The following is a 24,444-nucleotide window of genomic DNA, read 5'->3' as shown; positions in this document are numbered from 1 at the left end:
GAGAAAAGAAATGAAAGTAAAGCAAAAAGATATAGAAGTTTCCGTTGTTTGTATTGCATACAATCAAGAGAAGTATATTGCAAAAATGTTAGAAAGTTTGTTGGCACAAAAAACAACATTTAACTATGAGATTTTAATACATGATGATGCGTCAAAGGATAAAACACAAGATATTATCAGAAAGTATCAAAAAAAGTATCCTGAGACAATAAAGCCGATTTTACAAACAGAAAATCAGTTTAGCAAAGGGAATAACCCCAATATCATGTTTAACTATCCACGAGTGATAGGAAAATATGTTGCATTCTGTGAGGGAGACGATTATTGGTCAGACTCTAACAAACTTCAACTTCAGTATGAGGCTCTCCAAAAACATACGGATTGCGCGATTTGTGTTCATAACACGCAATGTGTATCTAATACAGGCGAAAGAATAAATAGATCATTTCCACCAGTTAATATAAAAGGTGGGGTGATTACTGCGCAAGAGTATATTAAAATGGAGTTATGTTCTATTGGGTGGCTGTTTCAAACAAGTAGCTACTTTATAAGAACAGAGGTTATCAAGAAGTATGTTCAAGAGTATAACAATGTGTATCCTGTAGGGGATTTGCCGCTTGTATTATTTTCTCTTCATAAAGGGAACTGCTATTATATACCTAAAAGCATGTCTTGCTACCGTACAAATAGTGGAGGTGTAATGACAAATCTACAGGATGTAACAAGAAAAATTAGCCATTTAAAAAAAATGATAGCGGGACACGAGAATTTTGATAAATTTACAGATTACCAATATCATGCTGATTTTCAATATGCAATTCAAAATTATACTTTTGAGATTTTATATTTACAAGGAGAATATAAAAGGCTTTTGAAATTTGAGCATAGACAGTTTTTTAAACAGCAGAGCAATAAAAGAAAAGCTATTATTTTTATAGGAACTCTATCACCCCAAATAGCAAAATATATTCTGAGAAAAAAAGGGAAAAAGAATGAATGATAAAAGAGCACGTAAAACGGTTTCAAATTTTATATGGCGCTTTGCGGAACGTTGTGGTGCACAGCTGGTAACATTTGTTGTTTCCATTGTTCTGGCGCGTATTCTTGCGCCAGAAGATTACGGTCAGATTGCTCTTATCACAGTCTTTATGACAATCCTGCAAGTATTTGTAGATAGTGGTTTGGGTACAGCACTGATTCAAAAAAAGGATGCTGATGATTTGGACTTTTCGTCGGTATTTTATTTCAATTTTGTTGTTTGTCTAATACTCTATGCGGTAATGTTTATTACAGCACCGTTAATTGCAGGATTCTATTATGACGATTCTCTTACACCGATTATTCGTGTTATCAGTTTGACAATTGTGATTTCAGGTGTTAAAGGTATACAACAATCATATGTGTCAAAAAATATGCTATTCAAAAGATTCTTTTATGCAACACTAGGCGGCACGATTTTTTCGGCATTTCTCGGCGTAGCTTTAGCGTATGCTGGTTTTGGTGTATGGGCTATTGTGGCTCAACAGTTATCCAACACTACTATTGATACATTGATTCTATGGCTGACGGTTAAGTGGCGTCCGAAAAAGGTATTTTCATGGGAAAGGTTAAAAGGGTTACTTTCATTTGGCTGGAAAATACTAGCGTCGTCTTTGTTGGATACAGTTTATAATAATATCCGTAGTTTAATTATTGGTAAATTTTATTCTGCATCAGATTTGGCTTTTTATAATAAAGGAAAACAATTTCCGAATCTGATAGTAATAAATATCAATTCCTCTATTGATAGCGTGTTGTTACCATCAATGTCTCAGGAACAGGATAATCGTTTGAAAGTTAAGGCAATGACTAGGAAGGCAATCCGTACAAGTAGCTATATTATGTGGCCATTGATGTTTGGATTGGCAATCGTTGCAGAACCGCTTGTTTCACTGATTTTGACAGATAAATGGTTACCTTGTGTGCCATATTTACGAATCTTCTGTTTTACATATGCATTGTGGCCAATTCATACAGCTAATCTAAATGCAATTAAGGCGATGGGTAGAAGTGATATGCTCTTGAAATTAGAGATTATCAAAAAAATAATGGGTGTTATTTCTATTGTTGTTACTTTGCCGTTTGGTGTATTCGCAATTGCATTGGGATATATGGCTACAGGTCCGCTCAGTGCAGCAGTAAATGCCTTCCCAAACAAGAAGCTATTGAATTATTCATTCAAAGAGCAGATTGCAGATATACTTCCGTTTTTCTTGATGTCCGGTTTGATGGGGGCAATAATTTGGCCGATTCAATACTTAGTTTTACCAAAGATTACGATTATTGCTTTGCAGGTGCTCTGTGGAGGCATTATTTATATTGTGGAATCAAAGGTATTTCGTATAGATGTCTTTGATGAGTGCTTAGGATTGATCAGAAAAATAGTGAAAAAATAATATAAACTTAGAGAGAAGGGGGCGTGGCTGTTGTATATAAAAGAAATGAGCCGAGAGGCGATGCTATCATTTTTGAAAGAGGTAGATGAATCTTTTCCGGTACCGCTTTCGCATAAGCAGGATTTGGAAGATTTAACAGAAAAGTTTGTTGAAAAGGCAACAATATGTGCCAAAATAGAAAACAACGAAATTTGTTCTATGGTTATTGGATATACAAATAATGTAGTTAACGATATGGCATATATTTCTGTAGTAGCAACGAGACAGGAGTACCAAGGGCGTGGTATGGCAGTCAGACTTGTACGGGAATTTTCGGAGATTGCATTCTCAGAAGGGCTGACTGCAGTTCATTTGTATTCGGATTCTCGAAATGAGGTTGCAATTCGTATATATGAAAAAGTGGGATTTGAAAGATATGTTGTCTCAAATGAGCTTCGTCCTAAAGATGTTCATTTGATATTAAGGCTAAATAACTCTTGGGAAGAGCAATGAAAATGGAAAGGACACCGATTGTAATATGCAAAACAGATTTAGATAATCTGGACATATAAGTGAAAAGAGATGATCTGCTTCCGTTTTTATTTGGCGGCTATAAAGTTCGCATTGCACAGGAGTTTTATTCTGATATGGATATCAAAGGTAAAAATTGCATGATTGGTTATGGAAATGCAAGATCAAATTTGAGCAGAGCACTGGCAAACGTCAATTCTTATCGGGGTGGGGTATGCCATATCATATCTCCGGCAGTTGTTGATGGAAGTCGGATTGTAACGAACAATAGTTATATGGTACATGCGTGTGGTGCACATTTTCATGAATGAGAAAAAGAAAAAGTTGCAGAGGCTGTGGAAAGTGTAATACTGGGATGTGAGTTGAATGGAATGAAGCCATACTATATTTATGGAGATAAATTTGGACATGGTAATGAAGCTGTCCCAGTACGTGCTTATGAAAAAATATAACTCGAGATTTGGGAACAGGAAGAGCAAATGGGGATTCGTTTCGATTACATTTTTCTTCCGACAGGAACCGGAATGAAACAGTCTGGTTTGTTGGCAGGGACGTTGATTGCATGAAGAAGCAATCATATATAATTGGTATTTCTGTATCTAGAAAAAGAGAGCATGAAATAGAAGTGATAAAAACTATTTGGATACATTTTCCCTGGAAAATCAGATATTGATTGAAGAATATCCTGAGATCTGTGTGGAGGATGATTATTTGTCTGGTGGGTATGGAAAATATTTAGATGGAATTAAAAATGCAAATATTCTTTTTATTCATACTGGAGGAACACCACTCTTTTTTGATAATATCCATTTACTGGAACAAGGCAAATAAAAAGGAGACAAAAGTAATATGAATATTTTATTTACATCGGTAGGAAGAAGAAGTTACTTGGTTCAATATTTTAAGGAGACTTTGGGGGATAGCGGAGAAGTTCATGTGGCTAATAGTTCATCAGTTTCTCCAGCGTTTCTTGTTGCTGATAAACCGGTAGTTACTCCACTGATTTATGATTCGGAATATATTTCTTTTTTGCTTGAATACTGTAAAAGCAATCATATAGACGCAGTGATTTCTCTATTTGATATTGATCTTCCGATTCTTGCAAAAAACAAGGAGCGGTTTGAAGAAATTGGAACAACGGTTGTTGTGTCTGATTATGAAACAATCGAAATCTGCAACGATAAGTGGAAGACTTTTTGTTATTTAAAAGAGAATGGATTTGATGTTCCAGTAACATTTATTTCTTTAGATGATGCAATCAGCAGTTTACACAGTGGGTGTGTATCCTACCCTGTTATGGTAAAGCCACGTTGGGGAATGGGCTCAATTGCTGTATTTGAAGCAGAAAATGAGGAAGAGCTTCGCATTTTCTATGCCAAGACTAAGAGAAATATACAGAATACATATTTGAAATATGAGTCGGCGGTTGATATTGAAAAAAGTATCTTGATTCAGGAAAAACTAAAAGGACAGGAATACGGATTGGATGTCATTGACGATTTGAATTGTAACTATGTTACTACAATTGCAAAAATGAAATATGCGATGCGTTCAGGTGAAACAGATTGTGCTGTGACGGTTGATAAACCGGAATTAAAGCAATTGGGTGAAAAACTGAGTTGTGTGATGCACCATAGAGCTAACTTGGACGTGGATGTGTTTGTTGTAGAAGATAAATGTTATGTTCTTGAAATGAATGCCCGATTTGGTGGCGGTTATCCGTTTAGCCATATGGCGGGAGTGAATCTGCCGTTGGCTATCGTGAAATGGCTGAATAATGAATCTGTGGAAAAAAGTGTATTAACAGAGCGAGTTAATATTATGGGACAAAAAGATATTCAGATGGTTCGTTTACAGATAGAGCCACAGATGAATATTGGTGAGATATCATATGCGGAGGAAGCAGAGAGGCAGTTTCTGTATTTTGAAAAATTTCTTAGTCCTACATTATTGGAACGAGGAATTGATATTAAATCTTACGCAAAAAAAATATGTTCGCATGGAGTAATTCTTTTCTGTAAAAACGACATCGAGAATCCAATGGGATTGTTGGGTATGTATATGAATGACAAAGATGCTTATACAGCATATTTAAGCTTTTTGTCAGTGGATCCTAATTTCCGTGGTCTTCATGTTGGAAAAGCAATGATGAAGCAGGCAGAAAAACTGGCATTAGAAAACGGAATGAGAAATTTCAAGTTGGAAGTGAGAAAGTCTAATATTAACGGAATTGCATTTTATAAGTATATGGGCTATGAAGTGATTGAAGAAGCGACAAAAGATTCCTATTATATGTGGAAAGAATTGAAGGAGAATTAAAAATGGATAGCAAAATTTTAGTAACACGTTCTTCTATGCCTCCAATAGAAGAGTACATAGAAGAAATTAAGGAAATGTGGGACAGCCATTGGCTGACAAACATGGGACCCAAGCATAGAGGATTACAGGAAAAATTGGAAGAGTATCTTGGAGTCGAACATATTGATTTATTAACAAATGGACATATGGCTCTGGAACTTTCTATGCAGGCTCTTAATTTACAGGGAGAAGTTATTACGACACCATATACTTTTGCATCTACTACCCATGCAATCGTCCGTAATGGTCTGACACCGGTATTTTGTGATGTCAATCCTGTAGATTTTACTATGGATGTGACAAAAATCGAGGAACTGATTACTGATAAGACATGTGCGATTGTTTCTGTTCATGTATATGGAAATATCTGTAACATCGAGGAAATTGAACGAATTGCAAAGAAGTACAGCTTGAAGGTAATCTATGATGCTGCACATACTTTTGGAGTTCGCTATAAGGGGAAAGGCATTGGTGATTTTGGTGATGTTTCCTGCTTTAGTTTTCATGCAACGAAGGTGTTTAATAGTATTGAAGGAGGTGCAGTATGTTTCCACGATAAGGAATTCGGAGAAGCATTGTACAATCTGAAGAACTTTGGTATTCACGGACCAGAGAGAGTTGAAGCAGTAGGTGCAAATGCCAAGATGAACGAATTCTGTGCAGCTATGGGGCTTTGTAATCTGCGTCATGTTGATGAAGAAATAGCGAAGCGCAAGAAAATAGTGGAAAGGTATCGTACTCATCTGGACGGCATTGATGGAATTCAGCTTAATCCTGTGCAGGATGGGGTAACTCCGAACTATGCCTATTTTCCAGCAGTTTTTGATGAGAAGGAATTTGGTTCAAGTCGTAATGAGGTTTTTGAGGCACTTGCAGAACAGGGGATTGGCGCAAGAAAATATTTCTATCCTATCACTAATAGCTTTGGGTGTTTCCATGGACAGTATGATGTAAATGATACACCTGTCGCACTGCATTTGAGTAAGAGAGTTCTTACATTGCCATTGTATGCTGATATGTCATTGGATGATGTAGATAGAATTTGTGAGATTATTTTGAGTTGTAAAAAAAGGATCAAGAGGAAACTGAAGATTGTAAGATAGAGTTACCATAAATCGGGGGACAAAACGAGATTCTGGTATAGAACTGCTACGAATACTTTCTATGTTGGTTATTGTTGCACAACATTATATTGTTAACTCGGGAGTACTTGACGTAATAGATCGTAAAAACATATTAACAGGTAAATCTGTTTTTACGATGCCGTTTTGCTGGAGCGGAAAATAGGAATAAATTGTTTTGTAATGATAACCTGCTATTTTATGCGTACTTCTAATATAACTACATAAAATTCTTGTAAGCGTGGTATAATCCACCGGCTATCCTCCGCCTAATTGTTATGAGATAACCATTCCAAGGAGTGGTATCTCTTCTGTATTACAGCTTTTGTATTCGGATCTATTTACTTCAAATCGGTATGAACTAGTGCAACTTTCGCTCCCAATTTTCGGCTTAGGAAGTGAATCTGCATGGAAAACAAATATCTTCTTCATACAGACGACGAGTTGCTGGCCATTATTAATGACTGCCGGTCCAGTGGTAATTCTGATCGTATCCGGTGCCGGGAACATCGCATCACACTTAGTACCTTCTATTACTAAATCAGGAGGCTTCGAAAAAAGCCTGCTGCATACCTGAACCTGTAAAGTCTGCCGGCAGGCCACAGGAAGTAGTGCAAATTCAGCTACTCTTAAGTCAGCAGGAACAAACACAACAGATGACAAAAGAAGTGCATTCTCTTAATGAGAATATGCAGCTCATGATGGAACAGCTCATCCTCGGGAAACAGGATCGTTTTGGAAGATCATCTGAAAAGGTGGATGACCGCTATCAGATCCGCTTCATGGAAGTAGATGGAAAAATTGTTTTCTTTAATGAAGCAGAAGCTGTCTGCGATCTTGAAGCAGCTGAACCGGATGACCTTGAGACCAAACCTTCCAAGTCTAAAAAGCAGGCAGGCAAAAAGGATAAGGATATTTCCAGGCTTACCATACATGTGATCCCTCATTACATTACTGAGGAAGAACTTATAGCCGAATTTGGAGAAAACGGCTGGAAACAGCTTCCAGACGCGATCAGCAGACAGTATCGCTTTGTTCCAGCAAAAGTTGAAGTGAGTGAACATCATATCAGCGTATATTCCAGCAAGACGGACGGACATATGATAAAAGCACCTCATCCCAGGCCATTACTGCATGGAAGTCTGGTTTCAGTCTCACTTGGTGCTGCCATTATGAATGGCAAGTATGTAAATGCCGTTCCGCTTTACCAGCTGGAACAGGAATTCACACGTTATGGTCTTGCTGTCAATCGTCAGTGTATGGCAAACTGGATGATCCGTCTGGGAGAAGAATATCTCGCCATCCACAACAGAATATGTGACAGGTACAAGTTCCCCTTGCGAAGCAAATGCTTGCATCTTCTAAAATGCAGAATTGTCAAACGAATAGGCTGCTCATCATATATATTGGTATTGAGAAATACTCTATACAACATGACTTATCTCCTTTATGATTCACTCCATTCAAGATTGCATTCTTTAGCAATTAGTTCTAATATGCCTGGTTCAATTCTCTCATCTACCTTTCTAACAAATAGATAATCAGATCTCTTAATCTCCTCAATGTCCGTACTTCTATATGTATATGGATTCCCTCTATGAAAATCAATCAATCTCATATTTCCATAGAATGTATTGCTCGTCTCTCTATATAAGTTTTTGAGAAATGGAGAACTCTTTAATATAGTTTGCATAAACAATTCGTCAGGGGCATTTGAATACTTGAAATCTGCTTTTATATAATTTCTTCGTTCTAATATGTATTGGGCGAATTTGTCAGTTATGCTAAACCATTGAGACCCGTAACAAATGTCCAAATCATTTTTCTTACAGTGGTCTACACAAACAAACTCTTGAAAAGTTACGAAAGCTAAATTTAGCCCTCGAAAAAAATCATTCATCCATTTATATTTGAAAAATCTACAATATTTTCTGAATGGATGATAATACTTTATTCTTTTTAAAATAACATCCGAATGATTTTCAAAAAACTTTTGCTGATAATCCACAAATTCTTTACCTTTGTGCTCTTTAAAAAAGTCATGAATATATTCTTGACTTTTTATCGGATAGCATTGGCCACTCAGAAGGTGATAATACTCAAATTTATGTTTTTTTGCTGCTTTTTCAAGCAAGAAAAGTTCACAATCCACTATGCTGTAATGGCTCCAATACACTGCAATCTCATTGTAGATTTCTATTCTTCCTTTAGTCACCCCGCCTATAAGTTTTTTTTTAACAGTTTCTGTAAAAACCTTCGTCTTCTTATCAACATGAACAAATATTTCATTTCGCTCATCATCCAAGGTTTTTATCAATTTCTCCAATTGTTTAAAATTGTCATATGCAATTACCAAGTATGCATGCTTTTGAAATTTATTTCCATTTCCCATTAAATTCACCTGCGATTTTTTAAGAATTTATTTTTTGTTTTAATAAACATTTTACATCCCATTCTATAATTAAGTAAAACAGATATCACAATTGAAACCACAAAAATGATAATATTTACTGATGATTTATTTACATAGAAGATGCATGTCAGGCATATAAAACATAAAATATATACGATATCTTTTATACTCAAAAAATGTGTATATTTTCGAACCTGTAATCCTCTGTAAAAATACAAAAAAACTGAAGCAATTAGCGTAGAAATTGCTGCAGCAAATATTCCAAAGTGTCTAACTAAACATAAATCTATAAGCAAATTGATAATTGCAGCAACGAATGATGTTGTTCCAAGAATTTTTGTATCTTTAAATGCAGTAAAAATTCCTCCAATGTAGCCAGCTAATGATGAATAGAATACACTTATCGATAATAGTGGCACGACCATTACACCATCCCAATAATTCTTATTAACAAATAGTGGATAAACAAATCTAATGCCTGTAATCATTAGAATTGTAACCGAGAACAACATCAGATTTACCGCCTCCGTGATTTTTTTCATCTCACTAAAGTCGTTATCTTTTGCCATCTTTGCTGATGTTTCTTTCCATGCAATCACAAAAAAACTATAAAACGTATTTATTAAATTGGGAAATTTGTAAGCAACAGAATATAAGCCGTTAATACTTGCACCAAGTATCCCCATTAATACCAGTCGATCCGAAACATTAATAATTCCCCAACTAATTGTATTAGGTACTAGGGGTATGGAATATTTCAGCATTTTTTTTACTAACCCCAAGTCAATATTACTAAATTTCAAATACCTTAAAATATCAGACCTAAAATACACAAATAAAGCAGCTACCGTATTTGCGATTACTCCCGAAAGAATCAATGCTCGAAATCCCCAGTGAAGGCCAAGAATAAAAACTAGATTTAGAGCAATGGTCATTACACTTGCTATAAAATTTGATACTGAGTAAGTTAAAATCTCCCCCTTCCCCCTTGCAAGTGCATTACTAAGAGCAATAAATACTGATGCAATACAATACATCCAAATTGAAAAACCAAGATTATATTGGGAAATGCACATTATAATTCCAAATATTATTGAAATTAACATCGTATTTACTGCACATATAATAAAGGTATGAGAAATAATTTTCTCTTTATCCCCATCATCCCTTGCGTCTATCAGAAATCGGAACATAGACTCTTCTAATAAAAGTGTCAAAAAAGGAACAACAAAGGCAGCAATTGATATGATAAAATCAGCATTTCCATAATCTTCAGTGCTGATTTTAGCAGTATACAAAGGTAATAATAAAAAGCTAATGATCTGCGTGCTGATTTTGCCAATACTTATTATAAAAGTATTCTTAACCAATCCATTTGCCTTACTCATAATGTTATTTTCTTATACCCCACTTCACTAAAATTACTACTTTATGGCGTGTCCTATAATATGCCATTTTAATTTTTTGCTTCAAATTTGATATGATCATTTTTTTGCTAGAATATTTCTCATTACTATCCCATAATTTCTGACTAAGAGCGGATTTTAAGGTATCATTAAACCACTGTGCATCACTTCTATCTCTTATTGATACATAAGTCCGTTTATCGTCATTATCTATTACCCCTAGCGACATGAAGTGAGAAGAATTCAGGCAGTATGCACAGCCGCAATTATGCCCCATCACATCCAATTTAATGGGTTTGCTTATATTTTCAAAAATATCGATTCCTTTAGGATCTGCATAGCACTTCGTTAGTATCCCAGTCCCAAGATTTAATGTACCTGACCGCTCTCCTGCATAGCAAAATTCTTTTCTTTTAACATTGAAATTCTCCATGGTGTATTTGAACAACTCAGAATTAAAAGAATTTCCGATTTTTCTATATTCATCCTCACTCAATTCTGTATGAAGTTGAATCTTTCTAATCCCTGGGCCTTCTTTTCTAGTTACTGCAATTTGTGGATATGCACCTACATTTTTCAAACATACCTGCTTTATCTCATCAAGAAATGGAATATATTCATCACACAAATTTAGCTGAACCATGTATGAACATCCATATTCATGTACAAGCTTAATATTTTCAAAAAATCTATCTAACAAGCGCAGACGCTGCAACTCCAAATAGTGTAATGAAAATGAAAAGTGTAGTCTTTTTCTATCACATTCGTCTATATTGACGATTTCATGGAATCTATTTGTAAGAGTTCCATTTGTAGTAATGTTTACAATATGCCCTTCCCGAAGCAATAATTTCGCTATTTTAAATGTTTCCGGTTGTGCTAGAGTTTCACCTGCGCCACATATAGAGAAGTAGCATACTCCACCAAGTCGCTCCTTGGTAAGCCCTTGTGTTATCTGTTCTGGTGAATACTTCATAGTTGCCAGTTTCATATTTCTATAATCACGTTGAATAACATAGCAATAACTACATTTTAGATTACACACCGTTACTGGTATTAAGCATTCAAAAAATCTTTTTATCTGCTCCATTTTATTCTCCCTTACAGGCTTCTATCAGTGGCAAATAGTTAAATCCTTGCATTTGAGCATCCGGCTTGATATTTTTCACCAAACTTTCATATGCCGAAATAAATTCCTGGATAGAAGCGTTCGTATTAATAATCTTTATAAAGTTTTGCTTCCTTAGCCACGTTTCATATGTAGACAGGATTTTAGGATTCGTTGAATCAATTACAATACATGGCGTATGTGTAATAAAACAAAAAATCATACCATGTAATCTATCCGTTATGGCAATTTTCTTATGTGAAAGCTTCTCCAAATAATTCATAAGTGTTTTATCATCAAAAAGTTTTGTACTATCTCCCCATGTATCCATTTTTTCGATTTTTTCATCCTTTGTCAGAGTTAAATAATCTATAATCTGTTTTTGATGCTTCACGTCCACATTTTTTTCTATATCATTTCTCAGCATTAATGCTATCCCATCTCCGCTATGATCATTTAATCTCGGTGGGACAAGGGAAAAGACTATATCTGGAACAAGATCTACCTTTGCTTTTTCAAGTTTCAGTTCTCTGTACTTATTCAATGAATATCTTTCTCTTGCGAATACAGTTAAGTGACTACATTTATTTGCAGCCTTAATAAACGCATATTTATATGGAATATCTCTTTCACTCGTTCCATAAAAAACTGTCTGTGGAAACGACACTATCCTATATCCTTTTAGTTCATTCAAGATGAACCTTCTCGGTCTTTCTAAAAATTCATATAATGATCCATTATTACCGCCACCGATAATGGTCACAAGTACATTATTAGTTGAAAGCTTCTTTATACTTTTACAGTATCTAATTGTATCTGAAGGCTTGACACATACTATTTTATAAGTAGGAAAGATTTGCTGCAAAAAGCGAACCTGCGCAGTAGTTATAGCTATATCTCCAAGATTATTGTAATCTGCCGCAAAAAAGACAAACGCATACTTCTCACTCTTTGCAAACTTCACCACGTCTTTGCAAAAAAAGCTTTCAACTAAATCATGTATCCTGGTCTGTTTAATTTTAACTAATTGCTTGATATAATCCTTCATTGTGCTAAACTACTCCAAATAACCGCCTATAACAGTGTGGTATATATTTTAACATCAGAAATTTAATTCTTTGCAATTTTGATAACCCTTTTGTCATTTCAATTGGGACATCATTATCTATTAGTTTTTTGATTTTAAGCATGGTTTCTCTATTCTCACAAAGATACTTATAATCTATAAAAATAGTACGAAGAATAAAATTATAGTTTTCTATCATACTAGGATAAATCTTTTTAATAAAATAGAATCGCTCCATGCTAAGCTTTAGCTTATCAATATAAAACTGTATATCAGCACGGTGAATTATGCTGTTTTCCCTTTGGAAATAGTAGTACGCCTTAAATGGCCTATATGTAATTACATTACATTTATTAAACAACAGATAGGTTGTTCCCAAATCCTCCATTTTCATTCCTATTGGGTATTTAATCTTTTCAAATAGATCTTTCTTATATAGCTTATTCCATGCGTAATTACAATATTTGTCAGATAATAGCAAATAGCGAATTCCATCTTCTTTATTTAAAACTTCAACATTTGAAGCAATTCCTATATCATCCCCAAATGGCTCATCGGTAAATTCTTGAAAAGCACATGTGGAAATGTCTGCATTATACTTCTCAATATCCGCCTGCAAACATTGATACATATGTGTGTCAACATAATCGTCACTATCAACAAAAGCAAGATACTGTCCTGTTGCTTGAACTATTCCGTAATTTCTCGCATCAGACAAGCCACCATTTTCTTTGAAATAGTAGAATACATTTTCATATCTCAACGCATATTTTTGGCAGATTTCTCCGCTACCATCTGTAGAACCATCATCAACCAAAATAATTTCTATATTTCTATAAGTCTGTTTAATTAAGCTCTCTATGCATCTCTCTAAGAACGCTTCAACATTATAGACAGGTACAATGACCGATATTTTCTCATTTGTTGTTTGCTCGTTTAAATTGTTTTCCATATCAATTTCCTACTAGATTCTTTGCGTTATAATACTTTGTTGCTTGTACTGCATTGACCAATGCCAGGCCCGCAAAATAATATCCTGAAAGATTGATCTCAACCATTGAGCATACAGCCATCGAATATAAAAATGTCAAAATTGGGAATACCATATCATTGACATTTCCTCTCACTCTCTGATAAATTGATCGCCAACAAACATTCAGAAAAGCTGCAGTGCCAATTAGGCCATAATCCAAAAGCATTTTTAATAATCCATTTTGCGCGTTTCCCCATGACAATGTGTCTGATACTATGGTATTATTTATTCCATAACCCCAAACAGGCTTTTGAACTATTGTGTAAAGCGCAATTTTGTACATATCTACTCTACCAGTTAGTATCTTATTAGTATGAGAATACTTTTGTAGCAACGTAGCTAAAAATCTATTATTCAAAATAACGTCCGTTCCTACTAATAAAAATGTCAAGCTAATAAAGATTACTAAGTAAATTATTGGACTATCAATTATCTTTATAAACCTATCTTTTTTCCCCGCAATAAAAGTCATTCCTCCTATTACAACACAGCCAATCACCCCAGTATTACAATCAGCAATCATACATATTGCAATACTGAATGCCAAGTATATCCAAAATGCATTTTTCTTGATCAAAAAACCTCGTGTAGTAAAAATATGAAACAGAAAAAGTGATAACGTAAGCATATGCAAATATGAAACTCCAAATTTGTTTCCAAACAAATAGTATGCCAAAGTTCCATCATTAACTATTCCATACCCCTTTGTAATTAGCACACACAAATCTTCTATTGTTGTTGCGACAAAAAGAATCTTGAAAACTGTATCTGCAACTTTCTGAGCTGAAGTTTCTATGCTTAGTTGACAATAAACCATAAAAAGCATCACATATCTCAATCCTGTTACAATCGCATTAATGGTTCTGCTTGTCATTCCATGATTCAATACTGTACAAACAACAGTAATACAACAAAAAACAATAATTGGTATACACTCTTTCATAGTGATCCGGTAAATTTGCTTTTGAATCATTGAAATGAGCAGCACTAAGCTAACCACCAAAAACACTACATTGTTAATTGTCTGACTTAAATATGGCGAAGATGCAAATAACAAACAACTTAAGAGTATGATTATTGTATTTATCTTGATCTTCATAAAACTACTCCTTCTATATTCCATAACGATTCTTAAAACTCATAGTGAGCCACAATAAAAATCGCCACTGTCTATTCATCATTATATTAACAATTCTCGATTTAATTGGGATATTTCCGTTGTCAATATCAGTTAAGGCTTTCTGTAAGAAAGCATCCTTTAAAATCTTTGTTGCGTTTGTCTTATATGTCTTATATGAGTTGTTAGAAAACTTCTGCTCCAACTTAATACAGTATCGAGAAATGCTGACAAATGTATTCAAAATCCTTTGCTCACACTTCTCATAGATTCCTATATACTTAGCTCTCTCGATGACCTCTCTCGTCATCTCCTTTTGCTTTTCAAATCTCTTTGGATTGTATTTAGTAGTCAAAGATCCTTCGTTATCATAGTAATAGTATCCTACATCGTCTATAACAACAGCCTTTTTTGATCTCGGATAATAATCAAAGTCAAAGATCAAATCTTCGCTGATGAAGTCTCTCTCTGAATGAAATCTAAGGCCAAACTCATCAATAATCTTCTTAGATAGAAGCACCATACAAACTGACATCTCAATATAGTCACTCCCGTCTGGATTACTTCCCACCATTCTGGTTAATATTTCATTTTTTACTTCTTCACCTTTGAATATTTTTCCTGCACAAACATTAATATGCTCAACCCTGCTATCTGCATAAATCTTGGTATGACCAGCGAGACATGTATCTGCATCATCCTTCTCCAATGCTTTTACCATCTTTTTAATATGGTCATTCGTAATGCTGTCATCACCGTCAATAAATGTGACAAAATCTCCTGTTGCCACCTCAAGCCCCGAATTACGAGCAAATCCAAGTCCTCCATTTTCTTTATGGACTACTTTGATCCTTTGATCTGATACCGCATACTCATCACAAATTTTCCCGGTCGAGTCCTTTGATCCATCATCCACAAGTATTACTTCAATATCAGAGTATGTTTGTTCTAAAATGCTATCAATACAACGTTTTATATATTTTTCAACATTGTATACAGGAGCAATTATACTTACCTTTTTCATTCTTTTACAACCTTTCAGTTGGATTTTATATATGGGATAGAAGAATAAACAATACTATTTTCCGGTACATCTTTTGTCACCACGGTGCAAGCCCCAATCTTCACATTATACCAACATGTATGTTGCCAACTACCACATCATACCTATAATTTAACCTTTTCATATCCCCTTCAACGAGAGATGAAACACGTGCTAAGTTAACCAGCAAATATGCTATTATTATTCGTGGAAGGTTAAGTATCTTCAATATTACTGTTAATACTCTCTTCATTTTATCCCTCATACAATTCTTATACTTTATATACCTTTTCTAAGGTTTTCACCGTATCCGCCAACGAATATCCAGAAGCTTTTATTTCATCTGAATATTTTGTTCTGTCACTAACGCTCGCTGAAACTATAGCATCACTCCACACCTCTGGAGCATTATTCAATCCTAACATCTTCGCTCTGTCAGTAATAAGAATTTGCTTATCAATCTGATCAGAGAATAGACATTCCAATCCTTCACACTGCGCTTCCACTCCAACAATTGGAAGGCCTTCATATAACGAGGGCATAAGAAAAACATCGAATGCACTGTAATAATCCTCAGTCCTCATCTGCTTTCCAGCAAATATAATTGACCTGTCAATCCCAAGAGATTTACTCAATTCTTTTATGCTGTCCTGCAATTCTCCTACACCGACCAACAGCAGCTTAGCATCTGACTGTTTTTCGAGTACGGCTTTGAAAATTCCAAGGATCAATTTATGGTTTTTCTGTTCGGAGAATCTTCCAATATGTCCTACAACAAGTTCATCCGAAAAACCGTAATGTTTACGGATTTTCTGACGTGCAGACTCATTATATGTGAAGCGATCTGTATCGACTCCATTGACAATAATCTGCGTACTATTCAGATACTCGTCACCGAAGAACCATCTCGTTGCTTCTGCAGAACAGGATAGTCTTTTGGATGTTATCTTATTGACTATTCTGCGAAAAATACTGTTTATAACAGGCGAATATCCATTTCCGTTATGACTATGAGATATTACTTTAAAGTCGTATTTTTTACAGAAGGGATAAACATAAAGAATTTCCGCTGTCGAACCCGATTGGAAATGGACGTAATCATATTTGTGACCATTTTCTACGTAAAATTTCTTCAAGTCTCTGATGCAGCCCAATGGATCTTCTTTATATTTCTTTACGAAGAAAATATGCTTCTCACCATCGTCATAATATTTGTTTATCTCATCTTCAAATACGCAGTGATCTGTACCATGAACGAGATAATCGTATTTATATTTGGCTTTATCAGAATGTGTTGTCGTATTATAAATAAATGTCTCTACGCCACCCATTCTCTCTGTCAATCCAATAATGAGTATGTGTTTTGGCTGCTTTTCCATAATTACTCGCTTTCAACTCTCTTCAATTTTTGATACATCTTTTGATATGGAAGATTGATCTTAAATAGCTTTTTCATAAAGCCAATCTTCCATCTACAAGATAAAAAGTCACGTTTTAGTTGGTTCACATGACCAAGATAAAACATTAAACTCTTTGGCGCTGCGAGTTTTGCCGTAATACCTTCATCATAAAACTCAATTTCGCTAAACAACTCTAAATCATGCTTATCTGGATTTACTCCACTTTCATAAATTCCGTAAAATAAATCATCAACGGAGTAATCAAAACGCTCCAAATTCTTGTCTGCAGCCGCTGCCTTTACAAAATCCATTGCACCCTGTTGCAATGACTTGATCTTTAAGAAATCCTGTGTAGGTTTTCCTTCCCGATAGTATTCATATGGATAACGCTCAGCTTTAACGCCTTCGTCCACCTGAATATATCGCTTCACAGATCCGTCCTGTTCAAGGAACAAGGTTTCAAAAAGTCCAACATAAGAGCTTCTTGTATCTACAGCAGACGGATCATGTTTGAAATCGAACAGATATCCATTTAAATCAAGCGGATTATCCACCGAATCATTCTTTGTATAGTAATCAGCAACTGCTAAATAAAAGCCTGAGATCTCGTAGGCAATTCCCAGTTGATTCAAAGTCTGTTGCAGATAACGTTGCATACTACCAGCATATCCAATATCAATTATTCCAAATTTTCCGGATATCCCATTGGTTTTTAAGTATTCATTCAAGGCATCGTATTCTATCTTGGAGTTACTTACAATCTCTTTCTCTAATGATAGAATAAGGTATTTCAGTTTCTCATCATCTCGGATAGTGCTTCTGTCGTAGACAGTATCTTTAGTAATTCCCAAATCTGATAATTGCTCTTTATAGTTATCAATTTCCAATCCTAACCCATCAAATATAGATCTTATAGATATGAGCTTCGCATTTACAACCATGTCAAGCACTTTATCGTAATGGAAGTCCATCCATAGGTTTGGTCCTCTTAGGCTACGACGTGACACCTCTAAATAATGAGTATGAATTGTCGGATCAGCAAAACAGATGTCATAGGCTTGCTTCATGATCCAACCATCTCTAGCAAAGAAGAATAATTCGCTTATTCCTTTTTCTACCGTTTTCTGATGAATCCACCTAGAATAACCCCAGAGCAGTTTTCCAAATTGTGCATACCCAAATTCGTAATAGGCATCCTGATCACCCGTGTAGGTGTTTTTTATCAATGAATTAAGATAATTATTCTGTAACCCTTCCAACTTTTCCCTGAACTGTATTTCTTTTGTTCTTCTTGGAATCTGAATAGCAGCAATTCCGATATTCCTTGGAACTTTATAATCGCTTTGAGGATGATCACCAATATGAATGAGTTCTTCTGGGCGAATATTCTGTTCTTTAAGAATCTCCTTAAATAGGGATCCTGTTTTCTTTGTTTTCTGTTCCTCACTTGAAAGGTAAAGCTTCTCGTATTTATCAACGCAAACCTGCTTTAAAAGATTTTTTATTGACGCTATTGGCCAATACATGTCTGTCGTGATGAAGATTTTCTTTCCATCAGCAACACATCTGCGATAAACTTCAAGCATTGGAATATTTGGCACTATTGTATCCAGTTCAATTTCCAACTCTTTTTTAGCATAACCGCTGTTTTTCTCAGGATAATGATCGTAAATTTCTTGTAGAGTTACTTCCTCATGAGCAGAATTTTCTCTCGCTTTACGCTCAGCCTCTATCCTCTTATATACAAAATTATCTCCAACAGACAATTCCATGATTTTGAAAATGTCCACTGGAGTATTTACTTTTCTCTTTATTAGCGTATCGAAAATATCAAAGGAAACATATTTATAGGGTACAAGCCTGTCATATATTTCATTTACATCTATTTTCCCCGGTGGATTCTTTAATTCCCTAAGTTTCTCCTTAATGGGTATCACAGCATTTCCTCTACAATCTTCTCAAGTTCCTCATTGAACTTGGTATTATTGCTTTCCTGCTTTCCCGGCATTGCTTTGAAGAGATATTCATATCCCATGATAGCTTCGCCAAGTTTTAAAATGTTCTCTACCACGAAGATAGAACCGTACCGTTCTGCAACTGCATTGCAGAACTTCACTTGATGATCATTTACATGCTCATCAAACTTCGCTTGTCTTGGCACCACAATCGGAGTTTTTCCAACCTGAAGTGGCATGATAAAGCTGGATGGGCCACCGTGGGTGACGACGATTCTTGCTTTATTTACATTTTCAAGCATCTTCGGGTATGGAATCCACTGACTCCATTCACAATACTCTGGTTCATATGTAGAATAGCCGGTTTGAATCAGAACTTTTTCCTCAATTACACCGTCTCTTTTTAATTCATCTATCTTTTGCACCAAACGATTAAATTGCTGCTCGTGCGTCCCTACTGTAACGAATATCATCTACCTTATGCTCCTTAGAAAATGCTGCCCAAGTTAATCGCCTTGGGATATACACGACGCATCTCCTCCCATTCGACTATAAACTTATCGGTGATTGGGTATACCAACTTTCCAGTTACAGTAGAAGCATCAATGCGGTCAAAGACTTCTATATAAATTGTTTTTGCTCCGTAGAGTTTTCCTAAATAAAAGAATGGTACGGCTACTGCTGCACCTGACGAGATAATCAGATCCGGTCTTTCCTTTCTAAGAACTTTCCAAGCAACAATCGTATTTTTAATTAGATTTTTTATATTTCGATTGGTTGGGTAATGGCAAGAATACATCTTCTCACCTTCAAGAAGGGACTGCGCATCAGCTTTGTCAAAGGTTACCCAGAAACGTTCCTTATTCTGCCAAAACGGTTTTAACATATATAAATGTGTCAAGTGTCCTCCACTGGACCCTACTAAACAAACTTTCATCTTATTACTGCTCCTCTTTTACATCTGCCTACTCGGCTTTATATCTATCTTCACAAAGCAATTAAACTCCTGTTTTGAAACTTTTTCATTCTTGGCCACGACAAACAGCGGGTGGAAATATCCGTCCACTGCGGCATAACTCTTTCCTTCTTTGGCGGCCTGAAAGCCTGCGATTTTCCTTGTATTTACGCTATTTTCACAGACTTTTTGTTCACCTTTCCGGATAAGAATATATGAACTCATCACCTATCCATCTCCTGACTAGATGTTTGTGTTCCTATTATGCCACATACATATTGAAATCTTCCTTTATCGCACCTTCCTGAAGCAATTTAGCAAAAATCTCTGCTGATTTTTTTGTATCATCATCACCAAAATTTTTCACGGATACTCTTGGTCTGACCCTCAGGAATTGTGGACTTGATAACCATTATGGCATCTGGGTTATACTTCATAATCGATTTAATCACTGCCTCTACTACAGATGTATCAAAGTACTGATTTGTAGCATCGTAGTTTGTAGGAGCAGTGATTATTACAAAATCAACATTACTATAAAAACCTCCTTTGCATCCAAAGTTGCTATCAGATTCAGTTCTTTCTTATTTAAATTTTTCTATATATTCGTCTTGAATTGGAGATATACGATTGTTTATCATCGCCATATTTCCAGAATAATATCAACAGCGGTTACTTTATGGTGTTGGGAAAGTAATGTAGCAATCGATAATCCTACATATCCCATTCCGGCTACGGCCATTTTGTAATCTTTTATTATAATGTCTATTCCTCATCTCTTTAAAAAGTGCTATATAAAATCAATTTGAGAGGGCTTTGCGTTTGTTTTATGCCAGTTAAAAGTTTTACGACTATTAAACTGACTATGTCAAACAGGTTACCGGTTAAATTTTACTCATTGATGATTTCCTCAATCTTTTTATACATTAAAAAACTTATATAATTGCTGTTATTGTTTGTTAAACTTCTTGTATATTTACATTAATCCTTTTAATAATAATTAAGAACAAATTTTAACTACAACAAAACAGTACAACATCATAATACAAAAAAACTATCCCCATATATTTGTTAATATAATAAAATACCATTCGATTTAATTTGTCCCCCATCTCCATACTTGTATTAAATAGTTTTAATTTTCATGTATCCTACTAAGTAAAATTTGGCTAAGTACTTTTTCGTTTTAGCTGCTATTCTATATATAAATAAACATAGTTTAATTTAAAATTACAAAAGAGAGTTTAAAACATATTCATGATAAACGTAAATTCTCTCCTATACAAAATAATTGTTATTATTTACAGTTCACATCCTAACCCCCATTACTTTTATCTATCTAACCCCTACATCGCCCCACTCTTCCCAAACACCACCCCCACAGTCCTCATCACAATCTTCACATCCAACCCCAAACTCCACTTTGTGATATACTCCTTATCCAACCTCACAACCTCTTCAAAGTCCGTAATATCACTTCTCCCGCTCACCTGCCACATTCCGGTTATTCCGGGCTTTATGGCCAGCCTTACGCGGTGGTGCAGTTCATACTTGTCCCATTCGTCGATGGTCGGCGGCCTCGTACCTACCAGGCTCATATCGCCTTTCAGTACATTCCAGAACTGAGGGAACTCATCGATCGAATACTTTCTGATAAATCCTCCAATCCCTTTGTCACCACCAATAATTCTGGGATCGTGGTCCAGCTTGAACATCATTCCATCTTTCACACGATTCTGTGCCATCAGTTCTTTCTTACGTTTCTCCGCGTCCATATACATGCTGCGGAATTTGTAAAGCTTAAATCTCTTACCGTTTTTACCTACCCTGACTTGTGAAAAAAAGATAGGTCCCGGTGATTTTATGTAAATGCATGGTGCCACAATCAAATACAAAATTCCAGTGATAATACATCCGATCAGGCCGCCGACAATATCCATAGCCCGTTTATAAAATGCCTGTTTCCATGAAGCCATATTAATACTGCTCGTTAAAACGGTATAGCTTCCTAACCGCTCTACCCGCTGTACTTCGCCTTCCAGCTTCGCCATCTCGATCAGTTTCAAGTGAACCGTGATCCCCATCTCGATGAAATGATTAATCAGGTCTCTTGGCAATGGAATTTCTTTTGGCAGATTAAGAAATACCTCATCTACCCATTCTCTGCAGACATACTCTTCAACATTGTCCATAGTTGCTACTACCGGTACATCATTGATCGTCTCACCAACCCGTTCTGCATCAAGAAGACTGATTCCTATAATCTGAAAACCTTCATAATTATTATTACGAATGTTATCAATCACTATATCCATCATATCTTCTGATGTTATAATTAATAACGATCGATTTCCTTTTCCTACAACACCCTTAGTTTTTAAATATTTTTTCCAAAGAATCCTGGCTATGTAGCTGATGACCATATAAATAATGCCGGTCAGGACCAGCGTAATTCTGGAATATCCTTCACCGGTTTGCGTTGCAAACAAATAAAATACCGCAATTAGAATTATTTGGCATACGTGCTTAAATGTAGCTGTAAACTCCTTATAATATCCCCTCTTCAAAACATTTTTGAAGCTCTCGCCAAAGAAAGTGACGCAGACTTGAATTAAGAAGAGTACAAAGGCCATATTTCGATACAATTTATTCTCATATGCCAAATGAACCCCATGACGAATAAAATAAGCGCTTATAAATGCCACTTGCAGACAAACTAAATCCAGAATCATGAAATCCCAGTGTTTCAGCCAGCCGAGGTTAGCCTTTTTATACATTTTTCATCCTCACCCTTTTTTAGTGCCGTATGATCATTTCCCGACAGCATGTCGATTTTTGGCACTTCATCATCTGTTCGCGTTAGAAACAGGTGCATAATATACGTTTAAAACTTACTATTATTATACCCTCAAAACAGGTGTTGTCAACCTTAATGAACCATATAATAATTTTATGTACGGTAATTTCTGGAAAGTGAGGCTTATGAATTGGCGGGATATAATCGAATTGCAGCAGGGGAACGAATCAGAAACAGACGGATGATTATGGGATTGACACAGGAGGAGCTTGCGGAAAAAATCGGTCGTGCTTATAAATACTGCCAGGATATTGAACGCGGGACCTGCGGTATGTCCATTGACACAATGCTTAGCATTGCATCCTGTCTCAATATTTCGCTGGACTACTTAATCTACGGAAATAATGAGGATACCAGCGAATTCACAGACCTGGATGTAGAACAGCAGGCAGTCATCGAAATTCTGGGAAATTGCAGCATCAAGAAAAAAAGATACGCATTGGATCTGTTAAAATTATTTATGAAGGCTTGTGATGAACGCTAAAGAAGCGAAATTATTGTTCCATGCCTTTCGCATTACGATTATTTAAAACTTTCAGGCGTTTGCTGCACCATTTTTTTGACACTTATCCAAATATTATTTAACTTTAGAGACTCAGTTCTTATAATACCAATTATATAGAAGAAACTAATTAAAAATACAGCCTACTGGTTTCCTCCCTTACCTCTTATCTGTTTATCAGGCAAGGGTATTCCACCAGTATGCTGTATTTCATAATTTAAGTTCTTAAATTCTATTTTCTAACTTGCTTTTCTCTTGTATTCTCTGAAAATTCAAAATATTTTTCTTTGTTCGATCTTTAGGCCTATTTCAGAATTTATTACGCAAGGTTTTTCTTGCCAAACATAATCTGTCTGTATTTATAAAGAACTCCCATTAAAAGATTTCCCAGAACACCGATCGCCAGAATCTCACCAATACCTACAGTTACCATTGCATACAAAATCATATCTTCCGAGCCATACGCAAAACGTAACACCCATGGAATAACAATTGTGTTTGCCAGGATCGGCGGAAGGCAGACTGCCCACTTGTTTTTGCGGAGCATCCAGGAACCCAATGCCCCTACCAGCGTAGCCAGACTCCCAAAAATGATATCCAATGCTGAGGCGCCACACAATAAATTGGACAACAGGCATCCGATAAACAGCCCCGGGACTGCGGCCGGTGTAAAAAATGGCAGGATACAGAGCGCTTCCGAAATTCGGAATTGGATAGGACCGAAACTGATCGGTGCAAATACCATCGTAAGTGCGGTGTAGATGGCAGCAATCGCCGCCGCATAAACCATAAAATAGGTTCTGCTTGAAGATTTTTGTAACATATTCATTTCTCCTTTAGTTTTGTTTTAGGTGTGGAAGGTCTCGAACACACCATATATTTGCCGTTTCTGCCTGTTTTCAGGGGAAAATCAGCTTTCCTACTATAGCACAAAAACAGGGTAAAAGCAAGCCGTTCCAAATGAGGTTGCTGTTTCTTTATACATTAATACTATACTACATATTTTGCTGCCATTGTAAAGGCCATCTTATCACTCAATAGCTGCTGCTTTTAAAATTCAGTCTTTAATAAGTCTGTTTTGTCAACTAATCGTTTACTTTATACAAATTGTTTACTTTACGCGAATTATTTACTTTACACGAATTGCTTACTTTACACGAATTGTT

General features: G+C 35.7%; 24 protein-coding genes and 2 pseudogenes. 10 read left to right on the top strand and 16 right to left on the bottom strand.

From position 1 onward, the window contains the following. Window positions 1-10 precede the first annotated feature (10 nt). The 9 genes and pseudogenes from H8S75_RS21725 to H8S75_RS21690 form a co-directional block, all read left to right on the top strand. Window positions 11-1,000, top strand: coding sequence for a glycosyltransferase family 2 protein (locus tag H8S75_RS21725; protein WP_187023345.1), 990 nt, complete (start codon window positions 11-13; stop codon window positions 998-1,000). Beyond that, window positions 993-2,435: a lipopolysaccharide biosynthesis protein gene (locus tag H8S75_RS21720; RefSeq protein ID WP_187023344.1), complete on the top strand. Its 1,443-nt coding sequence runs from the start codon at window positions 993-995 to the stop codon at window positions 2,433-2,435. Before H8S75_RS21725 ends, H8S75_RS21720 begins: the two co-directional genes overlap by 8 nt. 30 nt (window positions 2,436-2,465) lie before the next feature. Then, entirely contained in the window at window positions 2,466-2,927 is a 462-nt protein-coding gene (locus H8S75_RS21715; protein ID WP_187023343.1) for a GNAT family N-acetyltransferase, read from the top strand. Window positions 2,928-2,986: 59 nt separating this feature from the next. Then, complete coding sequence (locus tag H8S75_RS21710; protein ID WP_187023342.1) at window positions 2,987-3,256, top strand: hypothetical protein; 270 nt, start codon at window positions 2,987-2,989, stop codon at window positions 3,254-3,256. A 358-nt stretch (window positions 3,257-3,614) separates the two neighbouring features. Next, window positions 3,615-3,776 carry a hypothetical protein gene (locus tag H8S75_RS21705; protein ID WP_187023341.1) on the top strand — a complete coding sequence of 54 codons (162 nt, stop codon included), beginning with the start codon at window positions 3,615-3,617 and terminating at the stop codon, window positions 3,774-3,776. A gap of 18 nt (window positions 3,777-3,794) precedes the next feature. Then, window positions 3,795-5,264 carry a GNAT family N-acetyltransferase gene (locus H8S75_RS32805; protein ID WP_187023340.1) on the top strand — a complete coding sequence of 490 codons (1,470 nt, stop codon included), beginning with the start codon at window positions 3,795-3,797 and terminating at the stop codon, window positions 5,262-5,264. Beyond that, entirely contained in the window at window positions 5,249-6,406 is a 1,158-nt protein-coding gene (locus tag H8S75_RS21695) for a DegT/DnrJ/EryC1/StrS family aminotransferase (RefSeq protein ID WP_432764201.1), read from the top strand. Before H8S75_RS32805 ends, H8S75_RS21695 begins: the two co-directional genes overlap by 16 nt. 426 nt (window positions 6,407-6,832) lie before the next feature. After that, window positions 6,833-6,964, top strand: a complete 132-nt coding sequence (locus H8S75_RS33130; protein ID WP_279288699.1) for a hypothetical protein — start codon at window positions 6,833-6,835, stop codon at window positions 6,962-6,964. A gap of 71 nt (window positions 6,965-7,035) precedes the next feature. Further along, window positions 7,036-7,728, top strand: a pseudogene (locus H8S75_RS21690) (IS66 family transposase); the annotation flags it as partial. Window positions 7,729-7,871: 143 nt separating this feature from the next. Here H8S75_RS21690 and H8S75_RS21685 read toward each other — a convergent pair. From H8S75_RS21685 to H8S75_RS21615, 15 genes and pseudogenes are all read right to left on the bottom strand, one after another. Further along, window positions 7,872-8,816, bottom strand: a complete 945-nt coding sequence (locus tag H8S75_RS21685; protein WP_187023338.1) for a beta-1,6-N-acetylglucosaminyltransferase — start codon at window positions 8,814-8,816, stop codon at window positions 7,872-7,874. A gap of 5 nt (window positions 8,817-8,821) precedes the next feature. Further along, window positions 8,822-10,225, bottom strand: coding sequence for a lipopolysaccharide biosynthesis protein (locus H8S75_RS21680; RefSeq protein ID WP_187023337.1), 1,404 nt, complete (start codon window positions 10,223-10,225; stop codon window positions 8,822-8,824). Between the two features lie 4 nt (window positions 10,226-10,229). Continuing rightward, a complete protein-coding gene (locus H8S75_RS21675; protein WP_187023336.1) occupies window positions 10,230-11,333 on the bottom strand; it encodes a radical SAM protein in 1,104 nt (367 codons plus the stop codon). A 1-nt stretch (window position 11,334) separates the two neighbouring features. Then, on the bottom strand, window positions 11,335-12,399 hold the full coding sequence (locus tag H8S75_RS21670; protein WP_187023335.1) for a polysaccharide pyruvyl transferase family protein: 1,065 nt from the start codon (window positions 12,397-12,399) through the stop codon (window positions 11,335-11,337). 4 nt (window positions 12,400-12,403) lie between these two features. Then, window positions 12,404-13,369, bottom strand: a complete 966-nt coding sequence (locus H8S75_RS21665) for a glycosyltransferase (RefSeq protein WP_110323638.1) — start codon at window positions 13,367-13,369, stop codon at window positions 12,404-12,406. A gap of 1 nt (window position 13,370) precedes the next feature. Continuing rightward, complete coding sequence (locus tag H8S75_RS21660) at window positions 13,371-14,549, bottom strand: O-antigen ligase family protein (protein WP_187023334.1); 1,179 nt, start codon at window positions 14,547-14,549, stop codon at window positions 13,371-13,373. Window positions 14,550-14,562: 13 nt separating this feature from the next. Then, window positions 14,563-15,591 carry a glycosyltransferase family 2 protein gene (locus tag H8S75_RS21655; RefSeq protein ID WP_187023333.1) on the bottom strand — a complete coding sequence of 343 codons (1,029 nt, stop codon included), beginning with the start codon at window positions 15,589-15,591 and terminating at the stop codon, window positions 14,563-14,565. 100 nt (window positions 15,592-15,691) lie between these two features. Then, a complete protein-coding gene (locus H8S75_RS21650; protein WP_187023332.1) occupies window positions 15,692-15,862 on the bottom strand; it encodes a hypothetical protein in 171 nt (56 codons plus the stop codon). 19 nt (window positions 15,863-15,881) lie between these two features. Then, window positions 15,882-16,988 (bottom strand): glycosyltransferase, encoded by a 1,107-nt coding sequence (locus H8S75_RS21645; RefSeq protein WP_187023331.1) that lies wholly within the window; start codon window positions 16,986-16,988, stop codon window positions 15,882-15,884. 2 nt (window positions 16,989-16,990) lie between these two features. Then, window positions 16,991-18,946, bottom strand: coding sequence for a glycosyltransferase (locus tag H8S75_RS21640; protein ID WP_187023330.1), 1,956 nt, complete (start codon window positions 18,944-18,946; stop codon window positions 16,991-16,993). Continuing rightward, entirely contained in the window at window positions 18,943-19,437 is a 495-nt protein-coding gene (locus H8S75_RS21635; protein ID WP_187023329.1) for a glycosyltransferase, read from the bottom strand. Before H8S75_RS21635 ends, H8S75_RS21640 begins: the two co-directional genes overlap by 4 nt. A gap of 14 nt (window positions 19,438-19,451) precedes the next feature. Continuing rightward, the gene (gene pssD, locus H8S75_RS21630) at window positions 19,452-19,901 is read right to left on the bottom strand and encodes a PssD/Cps14F family polysaccharide biosynthesis glycosyltransferase (protein ID WP_187023328.1); all 450 of its coding nucleotides are present in this window, start codon (window positions 19,899-19,901) and stop codon (window positions 19,452-19,454) included. Window positions 19,902-19,919: 18 nt separating this feature from the next. Next, complete coding sequence (locus H8S75_RS21625; protein WP_187023327.1) at window positions 19,920-20,144, bottom strand: hypothetical protein; 225 nt, start codon at window positions 20,142-20,144, stop codon at window positions 19,920-19,922. 43 nt (window positions 20,145-20,187) lie between these two features. Then, a pseudogene (locus tag H8S75_RS33645) lies at window positions 20,188-20,661 on the bottom strand (UDP-glucose 6-dehydrogenase family protein); the annotation flags it as partial. A gap of 604 nt (window positions 20,662-21,265) precedes the next feature. Next, complete coding sequence (locus H8S75_RS21615) at window positions 21,266-22,696, bottom strand: sugar transferase (protein ID WP_187023326.1); 1,431 nt, start codon at window positions 22,694-22,696, stop codon at window positions 21,266-21,268. 210 nt (window positions 22,697-22,906) lie between these two features. Between H8S75_RS21615 and H8S75_RS21610 the strand changes: the two genes are divergently transcribed. After that, the gene (locus H8S75_RS21610; protein WP_002605575.1) at window positions 22,907-23,260 is read left to right on the top strand and encodes a helix-turn-helix domain-containing protein; all 354 of its coding nucleotides are present in this window, start codon (window positions 22,907-22,909) and stop codon (window positions 23,258-23,260) included. 337 nt (window positions 23,261-23,597) lie between these two features. Here the strand turns inward: H8S75_RS21610 and H8S75_RS21605 are convergent, their stop codons facing one another. Continuing rightward, window positions 23,598-24,101: a QueT transporter family protein gene (locus H8S75_RS21605; protein WP_187023325.1), complete on the bottom strand. Its 504-nt coding sequence runs from the start codon at window positions 24,099-24,101 to the stop codon at window positions 23,598-23,600. Window positions 24,102-24,444 lie beyond the last annotated feature (343 nt).

It is taken from the genome of Hungatella hominis (assembly GCF_014288005.1).
In the GTDB taxonomy this organism is placed as follows: domain Bacteria; phylum Bacillota; class Clostridia; order Lachnospirales; family Lachnospiraceae; genus Hungatella; species Hungatella effluvii.
Note: the sequence above shows the minus strand (reverse complement) of the source record. Positions and strands in the feature narration are given on the sequence as shown.